The organism is Pseudoalteromonas sp. APC 3355, from assembly GCF_030407615.1.
Classification (GTDB): Bacteria; Pseudomonadota; Gammaproteobacteria; order Enterobacterales; family Alteromonadaceae; genus Pseudoalteromonas; species Pseudoalteromonas distincta.
Window position 1 is genome coordinate 101,778 of the sequence record NZ_JASDDB010000011.1, and the last position, 18,068, is coordinate 119,845.

General features: G+C 38.3%; 14 protein-coding genes. 12 read left to right on the forward strand and 2 right to left on the reverse strand.

What is annotated here, in order from left to right:
• Positions 1-37 precede the first annotated feature (37 nt).
• The 4 genes from QMA08_RS15295 (at position 38) to QMA08_RS15310 (ending at position 4,220) form a co-directional block, all read left to right on the forward strand.
• Positions 38-553, forward strand: coding sequence for a MarR family transcriptional regulator (locus tag QMA08_RS15295; protein WP_238719423.1), 516 nt, complete (start codon positions 38-40; stop codon positions 551-553).
• 133 nt (positions 554-686) lie between these two features.
• Positions 687-1,436, forward strand: a complete 750-nt coding sequence (locus QMA08_RS15300; RefSeq protein ID WP_039486764.1) for an RIO1 family regulatory kinase/ATPase — start codon at positions 687-689, stop codon at positions 1,434-1,436.
• A gap of 314 nt (positions 1,437-1,750) precedes the next feature.
• Entirely contained in the window at positions 1,751-3,103 is a 1,353-nt protein-coding gene (locus tag QMA08_RS15305; RefSeq protein ID WP_007584828.1) for a magnesium transporter, read from the forward strand.
• Positions 3,104-3,158: 55 nt separating this feature from the next.
• Entirely contained in the window at positions 3,159-4,220 is a 1,062-nt protein-coding gene (locus QMA08_RS15310) for a CNNM domain-containing protein (RefSeq protein ID WP_024598984.1), read from the forward strand.
• A gap of 32 nt (positions 4,221-4,252) precedes the next feature.
• Here QMA08_RS15310 and QMA08_RS15315 read toward each other — a convergent pair whose 3' ends face one another.
• Complete coding sequence (locus QMA08_RS15315) at positions 4,253-4,858, reverse strand: TIGR04211 family SH3 domain-containing protein (protein WP_290174848.1); 606 nt, start codon at positions 4,856-4,858, stop codon at positions 4,253-4,255.
• A gap of 307 nt (positions 4,859-5,165) precedes the next feature.
• Between QMA08_RS15315 and QMA08_RS15320 the strand changes: the two genes are divergently transcribed.
• The 4 genes from QMA08_RS15320 (at position 5,166) to QMA08_RS15335 (ending at position 10,470) form a co-directional block, all read left to right on the forward strand.
• Positions 5,166-6,689, forward strand: a complete 1,524-nt coding sequence (locus QMA08_RS15320; protein ID WP_272450592.1) for a CYTH and CHAD domain-containing protein — start codon at positions 5,166-5,168, stop codon at positions 6,687-6,689.
• Positions 6,690-7,355 carry an START domain-containing protein gene (locus tag QMA08_RS15325; protein WP_290174849.1) on the forward strand — a complete coding sequence of 222 codons (666 nt, stop codon included), beginning with the start codon at positions 6,690-6,692 and terminating at the stop codon, positions 7,353-7,355.
• Positions 7,356-7,442: 87 nt separating this feature from the next.
• On the forward strand, positions 7,443-8,252 hold the full coding sequence (locus tag QMA08_RS15330; protein ID WP_290174850.1) for a phosphate/phosphite/phosphonate ABC transporter substrate-binding protein: 810 nt from the start codon (positions 7,443-7,445) through the stop codon (positions 8,250-8,252).
• Positions 8,239-10,470 (forward strand): ATP-binding protein, encoded by a 2,232-nt coding sequence (locus tag QMA08_RS15335; RefSeq protein ID WP_290174851.1) that lies wholly within the window; start codon positions 8,239-8,241, stop codon positions 10,468-10,470. Before QMA08_RS15330 ends, QMA08_RS15335 begins: the two co-directional genes overlap by 14 nt.
• Before the next feature lie 39 nt (positions 10,471-10,509).
• Here QMA08_RS15335 and QMA08_RS15340 read toward each other — a convergent pair whose 3' ends face one another.
• The gene (locus tag QMA08_RS15340; RefSeq protein ID WP_290174852.1) at positions 10,510-12,027 is read right to left on the reverse strand and encodes a carboxypeptidase; all 1,518 of its coding nucleotides are present in this window, start codon (positions 12,025-12,027) and stop codon (positions 10,510-10,512) included.
• Between the two features lie 365 nt (positions 12,028-12,392).
• Between QMA08_RS15340 and QMA08_RS15345 the strand changes: the two genes are divergently transcribed.
• The 4 genes from QMA08_RS15345 (at position 12,393) to mrcB (ending at position 17,898) form a co-directional block, all read left to right on the forward strand.
• The gene (locus QMA08_RS15345) at positions 12,393-13,616 is read left to right on the forward strand and encodes a diguanylate cyclase (RefSeq protein ID WP_290174854.1); all 1,224 of its coding nucleotides are present in this window, start codon (positions 12,393-12,395) and stop codon (positions 13,614-13,616) included.
• Positions 13,617-13,827: 211 nt separating this feature from the next.
• Positions 13,828-14,166, forward strand: a complete 339-nt coding sequence (locus tag QMA08_RS15350; RefSeq protein ID WP_004587162.1) for a P-II family nitrogen regulator — start codon at positions 13,828-13,830, stop codon at positions 14,164-14,166.
• A 9-nt stretch (positions 14,167-14,175) separates the two neighbouring features.
• Positions 14,176-15,405 (forward strand): ammonium transporter, encoded by a 1,230-nt coding sequence (locus QMA08_RS15355; protein ID WP_149603073.1) that lies wholly within the window; start codon positions 14,176-14,178, stop codon positions 15,403-15,405.
• Between the two features lie 150 nt (positions 15,406-15,555).
• The gene (gene mrcB / locus QMA08_RS15360) at positions 15,556-17,898 is read left to right on the forward strand and encodes a penicillin-binding protein 1B (protein ID WP_290174856.1); all 2,343 of its coding nucleotides are present in this window, start codon (positions 15,556-15,558) and stop codon (positions 17,896-17,898) included.
• Positions 17,899-18,068 lie beyond the last annotated feature (170 nt).

Here is an 18,068-nt window from a genome sequence, read left to right on the forward strand (position 1 = left end):
ATTATTGAATTTTTTGCATGCGTTAAGGTCTATCAGCATGCAAATATACCTATACAGTGAAATAACCATGCAAAACATGCCATCAATTAAACGTTGTACTCGAGAAGAGTTAGCGCCAGAGCAAGATTTGGGGCGTTTAGTCTCTTTTTTACGTTCGAGATTAGCCATTCATGTTGATGCCAAGTTACTTCCTATGGACTTAACTTCTGCGCAATATATTGTGGTTGTACTACTTGCGAGAGAGTCGGTTAATACGCTTGCAGGACTTTGCGAATATATGGTTTATGATCGTGGCGCTATGAGCCGCTTACTAAACCGACTTGAAGAAAAAGGACTCATTATTAAAACGCAATGTGAGCTTGATAAGCGCTCAACTATTTTGTGTTTAAGTGAAAAAGGTAAAGCTCTTTGTCCTGAAATTATGCCTGTAGTGAACGAAGTCTATGCGCAAGCATTAAATGGTTTTTCAGAGCCAGAAAAAAACCAAATAATCGACTTACTATTCAAAGCTATAAATAATCTTGATTCACTGCCAAACTCCCCCCAAAAGTAGATTATCAATAAAATAGCGATACTGTTTCAACAGAAAGTTAGCGTGCTAATTAGTTGATCTGATTGTGCGTAGAATCTAACTTTGATAATATAGTTGCCTAGGCAATTAAAGTTATCATCTTGTTAGGTTTGTTATGATTGAAAATAATTTGTTAGTACAATTACAGCAGCAATATCCAGAACATACTTTTATGCAACATCACTTAAGTGTTGTCCATAAGGGACGTTTTGCTAACGCGATTGTGTATCGATATAAAGATAATGAATTTGATTTAATTGTTAAAGATTTTAGCCAAAGCCCGTGGTTTATCCGCAAAACATTTGCACGTATGTCGGTAAATCAAGAGTATAAAGGGTTGAGCCGTTTAGCTGAGCTTGACGCAGTTGCTAACCGCTTTTGTAGATTGTCGCCGATAGCGGTTGCTTATAACTATATTGAAGGCACGCCACTGCGCGCTTTAATTCATGAAGACAAAACACTACCTGTTAACTTTTTTAGTGAGCTTGAGCGTCAAGTAGCAAAAATGCATCGCAAAGGCATCGTGCATTTAGACTTGCGTAATATGGGTAATATTTTATGCGGCGCAGACGGTAAACCTTATTTTATTGATTTTCAGTCCACTATTAGCTTTTCTCGTTTTCCACGTTGGTTGCAACGCTTTATGCGAGGATCTGACATGTCAGGCGTATATAAAGCATGGAATAAATTGGGTGAGCAACCTCTGCCACAAAAAAAACAAGACTATTTAGAGCGCTTTAATCACGTGCGTAAACGCTGGATTTTTAAAGGTTACCCAATACAGCGAGGCTATGCGTGGGGCGCTGCACTTATTACTCAATTTGTAGATTCTGACTTAGTACGAAATATTACTGATAGACTTTAATTTAAAGCATAAACCGTAATTTAAAAACACCTAATTCATTGTGTGATTTTGCCCATATTAGCCTAGCTAATATGGGATTTTTTTTATTATAAGTAATCCATTTGGTTTGCTTACTTGTTGTTTGATCCCTCAAAAACAATTCCTTTTACTGTTTTTTTAATTTTTTAAAATAAATATTAGTACTGCATTTAGTTTGCCCATACAATGCGCAAAAATAGCTTGCGCATGCTTAATAAGTTCACGTTTTTTCTGCAATTTTTTATTGTTCAAGTAGACTATAAATAATGTGCGCTTTTAAATTTTAAGGTTTTAAGATGATTGAGTATCCGGTAGACCAACTTCCACAGCTCATAAATGATTTATTGCAATGCGATACAACAGAACGCAAAAATAAATTATTAGCAGATGCGCAGTTAACGCTTTCAACAGAGCACCTGTCATTACTTTTTGAGGCGATACCAAAAGAACAACGACTTGAAATTTGGCAGTTGCTTGATGAAGACACGCAACACGAAATTTTTGTTAATTTAAGTGAAGATAGTTGTTTGTGGTTGCTGCAAACGCTAGAAGACACTGAGGCTTTTAAACTTCTTGATGAAGTTAATGTAGAAGAGCTACTGGAACTTGAAGAAGTTATACCAGAGCGATTTGTTGAGTATGCAAAAAAGCAACTCGATGAAGCGCAAACCAAACAATATGATTTAGCGCAGCAATACCCGCCAGAACAATTAGGTCACTGGTTAGGTTTTGACTTTTTAAAAGTATCGGAGAAGCTAACAGCCGGTGGTGCTAAAAAATTGCTACACAAAGGTTTACCGCAATACAGTGAAGTTATTTATTTAGTAAGCCGCAAGGGTAGTTTAATAGGTGAGGTTGCGGTAAATGATTTAATAAAAGCCAGCGACACCGATAACTTAATGACATTGGCAAATCATGACTTTTCATCACTCCATGCTGATGATGATTTATATGAAGCGGCAGAGGTGGTGATCCACAGTGAAAAAATGGCACTGCCAGTGGTGAATGCTGATAACAAATTACTTGGGCGATTAACTATTGCCTCTGCTTATGAATTACGACAAGAAATTGCTGATGAAGCGGCCGCTAAAGCCGGTGGTTTACGTGAAGACGAAGACCTGTTCGCAAGTGTGCGAAAAAGTGCTAAAAACCGTGGCATATGGTTAGGTATTAATTTAGCTACTGCCTTTTTAGCGTCGTGGTTTATCGGTTTATTTGGCGCAACGATAGAACAAGTTGTAGCACTAGCTGTATTAATGCCTGTGGTCGCTTCTATGGGGGGAATTGCTGGCAGTCAAACATTAACCGTTATTGTGCGAGGTTTAGCGCTTGGACAGGTTACAGATTCAAACCGTAATGCGCTGCTTAAAAAAGAGCTGCGTGTTGGCGCTGTAAATGGCTTGGTATGGGCGTTTGTAATAGGCCTACTAACCTTTTTATGGTTTAACGACTTAATGCTTAGTATTACGATTACGGTAGCCATATTATTGAATTTAGTGGCCGCGTCACTAGCAGGTGTTGTTATTCCGTCTATTTTAGACAAAATGAAAATTGATCCTGCGTTATCTGGTTCGGTAATTTTAACTACCGTTACCGATATTGTTGGGTTTGTTACCTTTTTAGGTTTAGGCAGTTTATTGCTTTTATAAGCCTTATACCAATTCGCTTAATTAAGTGAATTGGTATTACTAACAGGAAAATACAATGACCTTTGAAGTCATGATTTGGTGTGCAATTGCTTTGTGTATTTCACAATCGGCAATATTTTCGGGCTTAAACTTAGCGTTTTTTTCACTAAGTAGGCTTCAGCTTGAAATGGAAAGTGCAAAAGGGAACGAGGCGGCCATAAAAGTAATGGCCCTTCGAAACGACTCTAACTTTTTATTGTCGACTATTTTGTGGGGCAACGTAGGTATTAACGTACTACTTACACTACTTTCTGATTCGGTATTAATGGGCGCAAGTTCGTTTTTATTCTCAACTATCGCAATTACTATTATTGGTGAAATAACACCACAGGCTTATTTTTCGCGTAATGCGTTAAAAATGGCAAGCCTACTTTCGCCGTTAATTAAGTTTTATCAGATTCTGTTTTATATAGTTGCTAAGCCAACGGCTTTAATACTCGATGCTTGGTTAGGTAAAGAGGGGATTACGTACTTTGCTGAAAGTGAGCTCAGAGGTATTATTCGCAAACACATAGAGGCTGAAGAAGCTGATGTTCAACACGTTGAGGGAATAGGCGCGCTTAACTTTTTTAGCTTAGATGAAATAAGCGTAACCAAAGAGGGTGAGGTAATTGATCCAGACTCTATTATTGCTTTGCCTACTAAGCTTGATTTGCCTATTTTCCCAGACCTTACATTAACAACTGATAATGAGTTTTTACGCAAACTACATAAGTCAGGTTATAACTGGGTGATCATTACCAATGAAGACGGTTGGCCTTTATTAGTGGTAGATGCTGACGGCTTTTTAAGATCAGCGTTATTTGAGCCAGATACGTTTGACCCTTATCATTATTGTCACAGACCTATAATTGTTGCTGATGAAGCGATGCGTTTGAGTGAAGTGATTTTAAAAATACGGGCTAATCATTCTTTAGATAAATCGTTTGATGGGGCCATTGATCACGATGTGGTATTAGTGTGGAGCGACGTGAAACGCATTATTACCGGCGCTGATATATTTGGTCGGTTGCTCAAAGGTATGAGTGCACCAAAACTCGAACTGCATGAAAATACAGAGAATAAAAAGCCGCTATAAAGCGGCTTTTTTGTATTTAGTTGGATGGAGCTTTACGCCCAACCTTCGTAGCGCTTACGACGTGACAGCACTATCGTTAATATAATACCTAAAAACAGGCCTAAAAACGCAATAGCACCACCGTAAGTAAGTAGCTGGCGTTTCTCTTTTGAGCTAGCAGCTTCTTTTTGAGTGCGCTCTTGCTCTAGCGTTGTTTTAAGCTTAGTAATTTGAGCAGATAACTGCAGATTTTGATCTGTTAAAGTTTGGTTTTGTTCTTGTAGCTGTGGAAGTTCTATTTGAGCTTGACGTAGCTTTTCTTGTATAGAGCTCATTTCGCTACTTAGTGTTTTGTACTGTTGGTGTAAGCCCGCTGTTTTAGTAATAAACTTAGTTTCTATCCAGCCTTCGCGGTCTTTATCATCTTTAATTTTTATAAAGCCGTTTTCTTCATTTGATAACAAGGTTAACTTTGTTCCAGCATCTACAGAGCCGAGTAGTCGATAATTTTTACTCGCCCCAGAGCGCATAAAAGTGTATAGATTATCGATAATATAAGCGGTGTTTGCATTCGTTGAATTTGCAGGTTGTGCTTCTTGTGCATAACTCATGAATGTGGTGGCTGTTAAAAGTAGCCCTAATAAACAATGTTTTAGCATTTATCTACCTTGTTGATCTAACTGCGTCCGTTATGAACGTGATTTTTATTTCACATAAGTAGTTAGATAGTATGGATTAAATAGATCAATAGCAAGACTGATATTGTAACCCAGTACGGTAACGCAGGAGTAGTTATCGAGTCCACTAGGTTACAAACCTCACGCTGTGATTAAATTGCTCCTAGATAGAACGAATTTTAATCCGCAAAGGTCATCAGGCCCTAAAATAAGGTTAAAAAATTTGCATTGTTAAGGCGCTTTGTTTATTTTGAGCACTTATTTATTTTAAAGGTAATCCGCAAACCGAATGGATACTGAGATAGAACTGAAATTTTTGGTATCAGATGCCGTTATTCCACTGATCCCCTCGTTAATTACTCAATTTGCAAAAACGGTGAATAATAAACCGTCTCGCAGCTTACAAAATGCATACTACGATACGCCAAGCAGAGAGCTTAGAGCGCTTGATATAGGCTTTAGAACGCGTTGTTCTGACAGCGAATGCGAGCAAACTATAAAGCTTGCAGGTGAAGTGGTAGGTGGTTTACACCAACGTCCAGAGTACAATTTACCAATTGAATCAAGCCGCCCTAATTTAATGGCGTTTGATGCTGATATTTGGCCTCATGGCATGCAAATAAGCGCCATCTCAAAAAACCTGTATCCAATATTTAGTACTAACTTTATTCGTCGTACTTGGTTAATTGAAACCGAAAGTGGCGCTAAAATTGAAGTTGTGCTCGATAAAGGTGAAATTGCGGCTTCGGGTAAAATTGAAATTATTAGCGAGCTAGAAATTGAGCTTGTTGAGGGTAGTCGTAATGAGCTGTTTGCATTTGCAGATATACTAGTTAGCCAAAACTGCATACGCTTAGGTTTGTATTCTAAGGCCGCGCGTGGTTATCGACTTGCTGATGAAAAACCTTTAATGCCAAGCAAATCTATTGGTTTTGTACAATTACCAAAGTCGACTACTCAAGAGCGTGCTTTAGTTGAAGCCATGAACTTTGGCATTCGTTTTGTACAAAAGCACGAGCAATGCTATTTCGATAAGCCAAGTTTAAAAACACTTAAACGCGTAACTGACGGCATCAGTTTAATCCGCCATACTTTTTGGCTATACGACGATATAGTATCTAAAGAAAGTACAGAGCACTTACGTACCGAACTTAAATGGTTATTAAGTGAGTTAGCGTGGGTAGAAAATGCGATTCAATTAAAAACGTACACGTCTAAACGCCATGCTTTTTATAAAAAAATTAATGCGGCGCCAGCACTTGCTCAAGTCATTGGAGACTTAAAAGAGTTACAGCCAAGCATTGACGATATAAATGCACTGTTTCACAGCGCACGTTATAATCGTTTATTACTATCGTTAACTACCTGGTTAATCGATAAGCAATGGCGTAAAGACTGGGGGCAAGCAGAGCTTCAAGCGGCTGAGCAAAATGTTTCGTCTATTGCCAATAGGCTTTTTAATAAAGACTGGAAAAACCTGCACGAGTTGCTTCCAAAGGAGCAAACACTCGATGTCGCTTCGTATTTAAACCTGCGAACTCAGCTTGAAAATAGCCTACTGAGCGGTAACTGTTTAGGATCGTTATTTGATAAAGAAGAACGCCTAGAGTTTAGATTGCCTTGGCTTGATATTTCTCATGGTATTTATGAATTAAGTACGCTTGAGTATTTAAAGCAATTATGTGCAGGACAAGAAGACGAACAGCTTGCTAAAATCCAGTCATGGCTTGAACAAAAGTCTGAATATTTGGTGAGTGCCATGGAGCAAAGTCGCCTTGCTTCACTTGACATAGAACCTTACTGGCAAAAATAAATGAAGCGCTTTTGTAATAAAATTCAGTTGCAAAAGTGTTTATTCGTTATTTTTTTATTAGTTAGTTTTAACACTTACGCTGAGCCCATATGGCATTTGTATAAAAACAAAAATGGCGTAAGTGTGTATTATCAAAGCCACAGTGATAATACCTTTGAGGTAAAAGCGCAGATGAGCGTGAAAGGCGTATCCACCAATGAGTTTTTAGAATTACTCAGTGATACCGATGCCGCACCCCAATGGCTCGAAAATATATCTCAGGTAAAGGTTATTAAGCACATAAGCCCATCAGAAAATTTAGTGTACAGTTATTTTAATTCTCCTTGGCCTGTTAGAGATAGAGATAGCATTACTTATTCTTGTTATTCACAGTTAACTGCAAATAAAAGCCAATTGCTTATTAATGCTCGCCCTAATAAGCAGCCCAGAAATAATGGCGTTATAAGAATTACTACTTTAAATGCACGCTGGCTACTGAGTGAGGACAAAGGCCGTCTTGATATTGAGTACCAAGTATATGCTTTGCCTGATGGGGCAATACCTACTTGGCTAAGCAATAAGGTCGGATTGAAAAGTACTTACACCACATTTATGAACTTGCATCATATGCTCATAGATAAAAAATACACTCCAAAACTACCTGTAATCAAAGCAGGTCAATGCTAAATATCGAATATATAATAATTTAATGGTGTGTTGAGTAGTCTTTAACTACGCTTAAGCAATAATGACACGCTATTATTTGGAGAATTGATGAAGTATTTAGTGGCTATATTATCTTTGATACACAGCTCATTCTTATTAGCTCAAGAATATACCTTTGGTGTAGTGCCGCAATACGAGCCGCAAAAGCTAAATGCTATTTGGCAACCTTTGTTAAAGCAAGTAAGTAAGCAAACGGGAGTAACAATAAAGCTAATTACAGTTGAGTCTATTCCTGTATTTGAAAAAGCCTTTGCTAATGGCGAGTACGACTTTGCATACATGAACCCATGGCATAGTGTTGTCGCATACGAAAAACAGGGGTATTTACCACTAATAAAAGATGCAGGGCGAAAGCTGCAAGGTATTTTGCTCGTAAACAAAGACAGTGATATTGATAATTTAAGCCAACTAGAGGGCGCCGAAATAGCATTCCCTGCACCTAACGCATTAGGTGCGTCATTATTAATGAGAGCTGATTTAGCATTGTTATACGGGCTAACAATAAAGCCTGTATATGTCCAAACTCATCCATCGGTATATTTAAATGTTGCACTGCACTCAACAATGGCGGGCGGTGGTGTAATGGGCACATTTAAACAACAACCAGAAAGCTTACAAAATAAACTTAAAATTCTTTATAAAACGCGTGAAATTAGTCGCCACCCAATTGTCGCCCACCCAAGGGTTGATGCTGCAATACAGTTAAAAGTACAGCAAGCTATTTTAGATATAGGGCAAAGCGCAGAGCATAAACATTTACTTGCAGGTATCCCAATTATTAAACCTAGTATTGCAACTTTAGCTGAGTATCAGCAGTTAACTCAGTGGGGGTTGCGCTCTTTTTATGTTGAAAATTAGAGGGTTTCGTAGCCTAAGAGCACAAAGCTTTATTGTGGTATTGCTTTGTGGCTTGCTTATGGCCTGTCTTTTTATGTTTTACGCCTTACCGGAACAAGCGCGCTGGGTAAACGATGGCCTTTCAAAGGCTGCTCAGCGTTCTTTAGCGCAGTTATCGACTTCTATAACGACTCCGTTGTTAACTAGGCAATATGCAGAGCTATATGAAGAGATAGACAGTCAACTTCAAACTCGCCCTAATTGGAAAAGTATTAAAATTGTTGATGTTGATTCAAAAAACCAATTGTATCCGCTTGAGAATTGGGTTGGAGCAAATGAAAACGGCGACATGCTGTTATCTCAACAGGTGGTATTTTTAGACAAACCGCTGGCTAATATTAGCTTGGTTGTTAATTTTACGAATGAAATTAACGAATCTTCAAAACTTCATTACACCTTAATATATATACAATTTATTATTTTAGTTATCGTTTTTATAGGTTTAGCTTGGCTGGTGGATTACAGGGTTACATCGCCTTTGAGGACGCTAAAACTTGGGTTTTCACGTTTAGCCAAAGGCGACTTTGATTGCCATATAGATAAACAACAACAAAATGAAGTGGGCAGTGTAATAAATGCATTTAATAATATGGTTGATGAGGTTGCGAATAACCATCAAAAATTAAATGCATTACGAATTCAAGCTGAGTCTGCAAGTAAAGCAAAGTCAGATTTTATGGCCAGTATGAGCCACGAATTAAGAACTCCATTAAATGCAATTTTAGGCTTAGCCCAGCTGTATGGATATGATGAGAGTGCTAATAAAGTACAAAAAGAAAACGCGAAAAGCATTTATCAAGCTGGAGAACATTTACTATTACTCATAGACGATGTGCTTGATTTAACGGCTATTGAGTCGGGTAATATGCAGTTTAGTTTTTCTTATGTGCCTATTAAAAGCATATTAGAAGAGTCAGTAGAGCTTGTCACTGAGCTTATTAAAGGGCAATCAATAACACTGCAAACTCACGGCTTTGAGTCCTTAGAAGGGTTGAGTATTTATATTGATCAGCGCCGCTTTAAACAAGTGATGCTTAACTTGCTTTCAAATGCGATTAAATACAACAAACCAAATGGCAGCATTAATATTAATTGTCGGGTGTTAAGTAATAAACAATGCGAAATAGATGTAATAGATACCGGATGTGGATTTTCTCCAGATGACATTTCTCGCCTATTTAAACCTTTTGACCGCTTAGGAGCTGAAACCAGTAAAGTAAATGGAACAGGTATTGGTTTAGTGATAACTAAGCAGCTGGTAGAGCGTATGCAAGGGTCTTTGAGCGCGCAGAGCGAGCAGCACAAAGGTTCTTGTTTTACGCTAAACTTTAACAGTTTTGATCAAACTGACTTGCCAGCACAAGTGCAAGCCCCTCAAATAACACAGCAAAGCTTAAATGCGGTAACGCTTCCTACGCTTGAGGTTTTAGTGGCAGAAGATCAAGTTACAAATCAGCAAGTGTTAAAACAGCAATTAACTATGCTTGGAGTGTGCTCTACTTTTGTAAGTAACGGTGAGCAAGCTTGGGAGGCCATACAAAATAAACGCTTTGATATTTTACTAACCGACATTCAAATGCCCTTACTCGATGGGTTAGGGTTAGCCAAAAAAATACGCGAAAACACTCATTTTGATGAACTGATTATAATTGCAATTACAGCCAACATTACCAAAAACAACATAGATAATTGTTATAGTTGTGGAATGAATGGCTTTTTAACAAAGCCTATTGAGCTTGTTAAATTAAAGTCGTTATTGATGGAGCATTCTCAAACTATGGTCAATACACGTTCAGAAAAATCAGATGGTGAAAATATAGCTTCAGATAGTTTTGATCAATTAGATATTACGCTACTAAAAGCAATGCTTGGTGATGATCCTAGCGTACATTGCATGGTATTTAATGCGTTTTTACAAACAGCAGGGGAGCAAATTAAATTAGCTAACGCGTATGCTAAGAGTAAAAACTATGTTGATTTAGCTTTTCAGGCTCATGCATTAAAGTCATCTTCAAAGTCTGTTGGGGCTATTGAGTTGGCAAATATATGCCAGCAGATAGAAACGCAGGCAGAAAACGAAACAGTCAAAAATGAATATATACAGCAGCTGGAAGAGCGCTTTAACGCTGTAGTCACACAACTTAAAAGCTATTGTTTACGATATGAAAAACGCACATAAAAAATGGCTCTTAAAGAGCCATTTTTTGTTTTAGGTATTTTAGTATTTAGCCGCTTGCCCTTTTTTGGGTAAAGCGTGCTGTATAAAGTCACGTAAATCGTTATTAGAGCTTTCTAAATCAGCGTGGCGAAGGTACATCATGTGTCCGCTTCTGTAGCCTTTAAAGCTCAAACGGTCTTTCATTTTACCGCTTGGGTCTAATTGCCATAACGTATATTTAGCGTCAAAGTAATTGGTTGCGCCATCAAAGTATCCTGATTGGATCATCACGTTTAAGTAAGGGTTTTGCGCCATTGCTAAACGTAGATTTTCGCCTGTATTATTACCGGTTCTATCCCATGGATGGACATTACCAAATAAGTTATATTTTACATCAGTTTTATAGTTTAACTCTTCACGTAAGTAGTGATTAATTGCAGGAGTGAAAGAGTGTAACCAAGAGGTAAGTTCAGCCCAGTAGTCTGGGGATTCACCTGCGTCGCGTTTATCTATTCCTAAATAACGAGAATCTAAGCGACCTACAGTTTGACCACGTTCACGTAGTAGCTCTTTCCAGAAAAATTGAGTTGGAATATCTAAGTTATTTTGCTCAATAAATTTTTCTGATAAGCCAGCGTAGTGCGCCATTTTTGTAATAATTCGACGTTTTTCTTCAGCATTAATAAAGCCACCCTTAGCAAGCGCAGGGATTAACTCGTTTACAGTAAATTCTTCAACTTCAGGTAATAACTCATCAAGATCTTTAGCTTGTAAATCGGCGTTAAGTGCTTTGTGATACCAAGCAGTCGCTGCAAAGTAAGGTAGGCGGTTAGCGGCTTTAATCGGACCGTCGCGCTTAATACCAATATCAGTAGGTGATACGAGAACAACACCGTTTATGTACATCCACTGACTGTTTTGAAGCTCATGAGCGAGTCCAGATACACGTGTTGTACCGTAGCTTTCACCAATTAAAAATTTAGGCGAGCGCCAACGCTCAGCCCTATTTACAAAAGTATTTAACCATTCAGCAAGATATTTAATATCGGCATTAACACCAAAAAATAGCTCTTTTTGTTTTGCCTTAGAAGGCAGTTCGCCTTTTTCGTTTTCAAGTACGCGTGAGTAGCCAGTATTTACCGGGTTCACGTAAACAATATCGGCAATATCAAGTACAGAATATGGATTGTCTTTTACGCCATAAGGTTGAATTGGATAGCCTTCGTCATCAATTTTTAATACGCGAGGGCCAGTATAAGCAAGATGCATCCATACAGAAGCCGAACCCGGCCCGCCATTAAATGAAATAAGTAATGGGCGAGTTGTTCTGTCGTCAACTTTGTCGCGTGTGTAGTAGGTGTATTGTAGTGTAGCAACCGCGTCGCCTTTATCATCCCATACAGGTTGTGTGCCTGTAGCTACGGTATAACTAAAACGCTGGCCATTAATTTTAGCCTTATGTTGGGTAACTACTTTGCTGTCTACATCAATACGACGTTGGTTATCGGCAAGCGTGCTTGTACTAATTATTAATGCAATAACGGTTATCGGTAAACTGATAATACGACTAAGCTTCATTAGGTGTCCTTATTATTGTTGATACATCATTAAAGATAAAAATAAGTTAAATAACAAAAGTATTGAGACTAGTGGCCGATAATACTGGTTAAGTAAGGTATTAATACATTGAAAGACGCGTATTAATCGCTTTTATAGTCATTTTGGATTTACTTTCTTTATTTAGTTAATTGCAAAACTCAGGTATATTGCGGCCTACTTGTATTGATTTTTTATACAGGCTATCACCAAAAAAATCTAACGGATTACGCTTTCAAGCACAATAAGTGCACTCTACACCGGATGTTTATGACTAATGCTATTGCAGTAATAGTGTTGTATTTGTCGTTTTTTGACAAAACTAATTAAAGGTAAAGAGAAGCTTTATGCAAAGAGTATTAGTGGTTGAAGACAGTAAAGTAGTGCAGCAGGTACTTCGCCACTTAACTGCACAATACCTTGATGTGGCAATCGATTTTGCTTGGTCTTTAGCTGAATGTGCCACTTACGTAGAAAAATACGACTACACGCTTGCGTTAGTTGATTTAACCTTGCCAGATGCTCCTCACGGTGAAGTTGCAAAATATACTTTATCTAAAAAGATTCCTACGGTTGTTTTAACTTCAAAAATAGATGAGTACAAGCGCCAACAAATGCTTGAATTAGGTGTTGTTGATTATGTTATTAAAGATAATCGCGACTCTTACCACTACGCCGTTAAACTCGTTGCGCAATTGCTAAGAAACCAAGGCTGTAAAGCATTAATAGCAGATGATTCATTACTGAGCCGCTCGTTAATGAAGCAAATGCTTGAAAAGCAATTGTTTGATGTGACAGATGCCCACGATGGGCAACAAGCACTCGAAATATTAAAAGCTAATCCTGATATAAAGCTACTTATGACCGACTACGCTATGCCTTCTATGGATGGCTTTGAACTTGTAAAAGCGGTACGTAACTTTAGAGGCAGAGACGACTTAGCAATTATTGGCTTGTCGGGCGCGGGGAAACATGGGCTATCAGCGCGATTTATTAAATATGGCGCCAATGATTTTTTAACAAAGCCATTTATGAATGAGGAGTTTCATTGTCGAGTACTTCAAACAATGGAGCAACTATCGTTAATTTCGGATATTAAAGAAAGCGCGCATAGAGATCATTTAACAGGGCTTCATAATCGACGCTATTTTTATCAATATGCAGAAAAGCTCCTTAAAAGTAAAAACCAGAAAAATACTCTCGCATTGTTAGATATCGATCTTTTTAAAAATATTAACGATACATTAGGCCATGAGGGTGGCGATCAGGCTTTAAAGCAGGTTGGTTCATTAATACGTACTACGTTTTCAAAGTTTACAGTTGCACGGGTTGGTGGAGAAGAGTTTGCCATAATATTACCTGAGATAGAGCTTGAACGTGGTCGTGAATACTTTGAAGCATTTAGAAAAAAGCTGGCTAGTTATGATTTTTCTATCAGCGATAAATCAATTAAAATTACTACAAGTATAGGCTTGGCAGACTTTCAAGACACTAGCTTAACGCAGGCAATGCGTGTTGCTGACAAAGCATTATACGAAGCTAAAAATCAGGGTAGGAACTGCGTGGTATAGCCCTGTTATATAAAGCTAAGGATGCAATTAGTATATTGCACGCACCAATGTAGATAACTTGTTAAATTAACGCACCTAATTGGTGCGTTTTTTTTGCTATTTAGTTTCTGCTTTGCACTAACTTATTGTTTTAAAAAATATAAAAATAGTGGCACAAAGGTTGGATTGTTTAACCCAACAGGATAACAATAAAGAGTCCGAGGGGGCCGCTATGAAAATGATTAGTGCAATCATAAAACCATTTAAATTAGACGACGTGCGTGAAGCACTCGCTGATTTAGGAATTGAGGGGATGACAGTAGTTGATGTTAAAGGTTTTGGACGTCAACGAGGTCATACTGAGTTATATCGTGGTGCAGAATACCAAGTAGATTTTATTCCTAAGATCAAACTTGAAATTGCAACTCGTACTGAAAATTGTCAACGCGTTGTTGAAGCAATTACTAAAATTGCATCAACAGGTAAAATCGGTGACGGGAAAATTTTCGTGTACGACTTAGATCAAATTGTTCGTATCCGTACTGGCGAACTTGACGAAGAAGCAATTTAAGGGGGTCTCATGGAAAATACAATAATAGAACTAAAGTTTTCACTCGATACCTTCTATTTTTTAATATCAGGTATATTAGTAATGTGGATGGCAGCAGGTTTTGCCATGTTAGAAGCGGGCTTAGTTCGCTCTAAAAACACAGCTGAAATTTTAACTAAAAATGTCGCGCTATATTCAATTGCATGTACGATGTTTTTATTAGTTGGCTACAACATTATGTATGTAGACAATGCCGAAGGTGGTTTTATTCCTTCAATAGGCGCTTTAATTGGCACACAAGCTGCTGATGCTGACCATTCTTTAGAATCTGACTTTTTCTTCCAAGTAGTATTTGTTGCAACGGCTATGTCGATTGTATCGGGTGCTGTTGCTGAGCGTATGAAGCTATGGGCTTTTCTTGGCTTTGCTGTAGTACTAACTGGTTTTATTTACCCTATTGAAGGTTACTGGACATGGGGTGGTGGTTTCTTATCTGAAATGGGCTTTGTAGATTTTGCAGGTTCTGCAATTGTACATGGCGCAGGTGCAGCTGCTGCACTAGCAGGTGTATTAATCCTAGGTGCTCGTAAAGGCAAATATGGTAAAAACGGTGAAATATACCCAATTCCAGGTTCAAACTTACCACTTGCTACACTAGGTACATTTATTTTATGGATGGGTTGGTTTGGCTTTAACGGTGGTTCTCAATTACTACTTTCGGATAAAGAAAACGCAACTGCGGTAGGTCAAATATTACTTAATACTAATGCAGCTGCTGCAATGGGTGCTATTGCTGCACTGTTTGTATGTAAGATACTTTGGGGCAAATCAGATTTAACCATGGTATTAAACGGTGCATTAGCAGGTTTAGTTGTAATTACTGCTGACCCACTTTCACCTTCTCCATTAATGGCATGTTTACTAGGTTTACTTGGTGGCTCATTAGTTGTGTTTAGCATTATAGCACTTGATAAAGTTAAGATTGACGATCCAGTAGGTGCTATCTCTGTACATGGTGTGTGTGGTGCATTAGGTATTATGTTAGTACCGCTAACTAATGGTGATGCAAGCTTTATTAATCAGTTAATTGGTTTAGTGTGTATTCTTGCCTTTGTATTTGTAGCATCATTTATTGTTTGGACAGTGCTTAACAAAACAATGGGTATACGAGTAACTGAAGAGGAAGAACTAAACGGTATGGATCAACACGATTGTGGTATTGAAGCCTACCCAGAGTTTGTTTCTGTTCGAAATAGCTAATAGTTTATTTAAATAATAGTGTGTTTACACAAAGCCCTACTTCGGTAGGGCTTTTTTTGTTTCAGGGGGGGTTAACTTTTCGGATGTTAGGATATGCCCAATATGCTAAGCTCACACTCGTGAATAACCCTTGGAATAAATTACACTTAAATGGCCGAAAATAAAAAAACACCTACCAGCAAACCTGCAACTAAACGTGCAAGTAAATCGTCAAGCACGACAAAAAAAAGCACATCAAAGGGCAGTAAAAAAACAGTTAAGCCCACTGTAAAACGCTCTTTTATGAGAAAAACATGGTCAGTGTTTTGGAAATTCAGCTTGGCTGTTTTTATTGCAATGGCAATGTATTTCATTTATTTAGATTCAAAAACAACACGTATATTTGAAGGTAATAAATGGCAACTTCCAGCGCAAGTGTATGCTCGTTCTATGGAGTTTTATCCGGGGCAATTTTTATCAAGCCAAGAAGTTGTGTTTGAATTAGAGCGTTTACATTATTCATCTGTTAATAGATTAAGCAGAACAGGGCAGTTTGTTAAAACAGCAGATAGCATCAAGATTTATCGCCGTGATTTTGAATTTTATGATGGCCTTGAAGAATCACATATTATTGAACTTCGTTTTGCAGGGCAAAAAGTTGCGACCATTAAAGATAAGTTCGGCAGGCGTTTAAACTCTGCTCGCCTAGAACCTGTGCAAATAGCGCGAATTGGTAACGACTCTAAACAAGATAGAGAATTTGTACCGCTAGATAAGTTCCCAGCCATGCTTAAAGATACGCTACTGGTAGTTGAGGACCGTGATTTTTATGAGCACCATGGTGTGTCGGTGTTTTCTATTTTACGTGCGCTTTATTCAAATATTAAAGCGGGACGCACCGTTCAAGGTGGCAGTACGCTTACTCAGCAATTAGCTAAAAATATTTACCTCACGCGTGAGCGTTCTTTAGTAAGAAAAATAAATGAGGCCTTTATTGCCCTTATTTTAGATTATCGCTATTCAAAAGATCAGATATTAGAAGCTTACTTAAATGAGGTATACCTAGGGCAATCATACAACCAAGGCATCCATGGTATGGGGCTTGCCTCTGACTTTTACTTTTCAAAGCCGGTAGACGAGCTTGAGTACGATCAAATTGCTCTGCTGGTGGCAATGGTTAAAGGCCCATCTTATTACAACCCACGTCGTTATAAAGAGCGCACAATGGAGCGCAGGGACTTAGTGCTGCGTCTAATGGTCGAAAATAAGTTACTTAGCACAAAAGAGTACCGTGCATCGCTTAATCGCCCAATTGATATTGCGCCAATGAAAGCCAGTTTACAAAAATCATACCCAGGCTATTTAGAGCTAGTAAACAGAGAATTAAATGAATTATTACCAGATCAGCAAACACTTGATGCAGGTGTAAGAGTATTTACTTATTTTGACTTGCAAAAGCAAACAGCAATGGAAGAGTCTATTGAAAAGAGTTTACCGTACTTGGAAAATCGCCCTAGAACTGAAAAACTAGAAGCAGCCATGATCTCTGTTAATGTAGAAAAAGGCGGTGTTTCTGCACTTATTGCTGGTCGCGATGTTCGCTATTCAGGGTTTAACCGTGTTTTAGACACAAAACGTAATATAGGCTCGCTTGTAAAACCTGCCGTGTATTTAACCGCACTGCAATTGCCACATTATAATTTAGCTACTTTGCTTGATGACTCGCCAGTACAGGTCACAAATGAGCAAGGTAAAGTATGGCAACCAGAAAATTTTGACCACCAATACCGTGGTGCAATCCCTCTTTATAAAGCATTTAGTAACAGTATAAATATCCCAGCGGTTAATTTAGGCCTCGATGTAGGTGTTGATAAAGTAGTAAATACATTAAAAGGTTTAGGTGCAACAGGGGCGATAGACGAATACCCATCGCTGCTTTTAGGAGCTGTTGAAATGTCGAGTTTTGAAGTGGCTCAGCTTTATACAACAATTGCTGCAGATGGCGAATATAAAAAGCTCACTGCAATTTCGGCATTAACTGACTCGGTTGGTAAAGTACTTTATAAGCATAAAGTAAATGCAGAGCCTCGTTTTGATAAATCTGCAATGTATATGACCAAATACGCGATGAAACGCGTAACGAAAGATGGCACTGCTAAACGCTTAAATTTACACTTTCCGTCAATCCAGCTCGCTGGTAAAACAGGGACCAGTAACGATTTACGTGATAGTTGGTTTGCAGGCTTTGATCAAAATACAGTGACTGTTGCGTGGCTTGGTCGAGACGACAACAAAAGCACAGGTTTAACAGGCAGCGTAGGCGCATTAGAAGCGTATATTCGTTACTTAAAGCCGCTTAACCCACAAGCAATAGCAGATACTCGTCCACCATCAATTCGCTGGGCATTTGTAAATGAGCAAACGGGTAAGCAGGCACCACCAGGATGTGGCAAGGTGATTCAGCTACCGCTTAGAGCGAGTGAGTTCGAGCCAAGACCACAATGTATTCGTTAATTTAAGATTACTTTAAACAACAAAGCCGCTTATTTAGCGGCTTTGTTGTAAGTTGTAGTTAACGTAATTATACCAATCCGTAATAATACTTAATCAATTTGAGGGGTTAAATCTGACGTGAACTACGTTAAAAATTTCTGATATAGAACAGCTAAATAACGAAATTTTTG

Excerpts from the sequence above, each read along its gene's own strand:
- QMA08_RS15335 (WP_290174851.1), top strand. The coding sequence starts at position 8,239 with ATGTTGAAAATTAGAGGGTTTCGTAGCCTAAGAGCACAAAGCTTTATT.
- QMA08_RS15300 (WP_039486764.1), top strand. The coding sequence starts at position 687 with ATGATTGAAAATAATTTGTTAGTACAATTACAGCAGCAATATCCAGAA.
- QMA08_RS15310 (WP_024598984.1), top strand. The coding sequence starts at position 3,159 with ATGACCTTTGAAGTCATGATTTGGTGTGCAATTGCTTTGTGTATTTCA.
- QMA08_RS15315 (WP_290174848.1), bottom strand. The coding sequence starts at position 4,858 with ATGCTAAAACATTGTTTATTAGGGCTACTTTTAACAGCCACCACATTC.
- QMA08_RS15305 (WP_007584828.1), top strand. The coding sequence starts at position 1,751 with ATGATTGAGTATCCGGTAGACCAACTTCCACAGCTCATAAATGATTTA.
- QMA08_RS15330 (WP_290174850.1), top strand. The coding sequence starts at position 7,443 with ATGAAGTATTTAGTGGCTATATTATCTTTGATACACAGCTCATTCTTA.
- QMA08_RS15345 (WP_290174854.1), top strand. The coding sequence starts at position 12,393 with ATGCAAAGAGTATTAGTGGTTGAAGACAGTAAAGTAGTGCAGCAGGTA.
- QMA08_RS15340 (WP_290174852.1), bottom strand. The coding sequence starts at position 12,027 with ATGAAGCTTAGTCGTATTATCAGTTTACCGATAACCGTTATTGCATTA.
- QMA08_RS15320 (WP_272450592.1), top strand. The coding sequence starts at position 5,166 with ATGGATACTGAGATAGAACTGAAATTTTTGGTATCAGATGCCGTTATT.
- QMA08_RS15325 (WP_290174849.1), top strand. The coding sequence starts at position 6,690 with ATGAAGCGCTTTTGTAATAAAATTCAGTTGCAAAAGTGTTTATTCGTT.
- QMA08_RS15295 (WP_238719423.1), top strand. The coding sequence starts at position 38 with ATGCAAATATACCTATACAGTGAAATAACCATGCAAAACATGCCATCA.
- QMA08_RS15350 (WP_004587162.1), top strand. The coding sequence starts at position 13,828 with ATGAAAATGATTAGTGCAATCATAAAACCATTTAAATTAGACGACGTG.
- mrcB (WP_290174856.1), top strand. The coding sequence starts at position 15,556 with ATGGCCGAAAATAAAAAAACACCTACCAGCAAACCTGCAACTAAACGT.
- QMA08_RS15355 (WP_149603073.1), top strand. The coding sequence starts at position 14,176 with ATGGAAAATACAATAATAGAACTAAAGTTTTCACTCGATACCTTCTAT.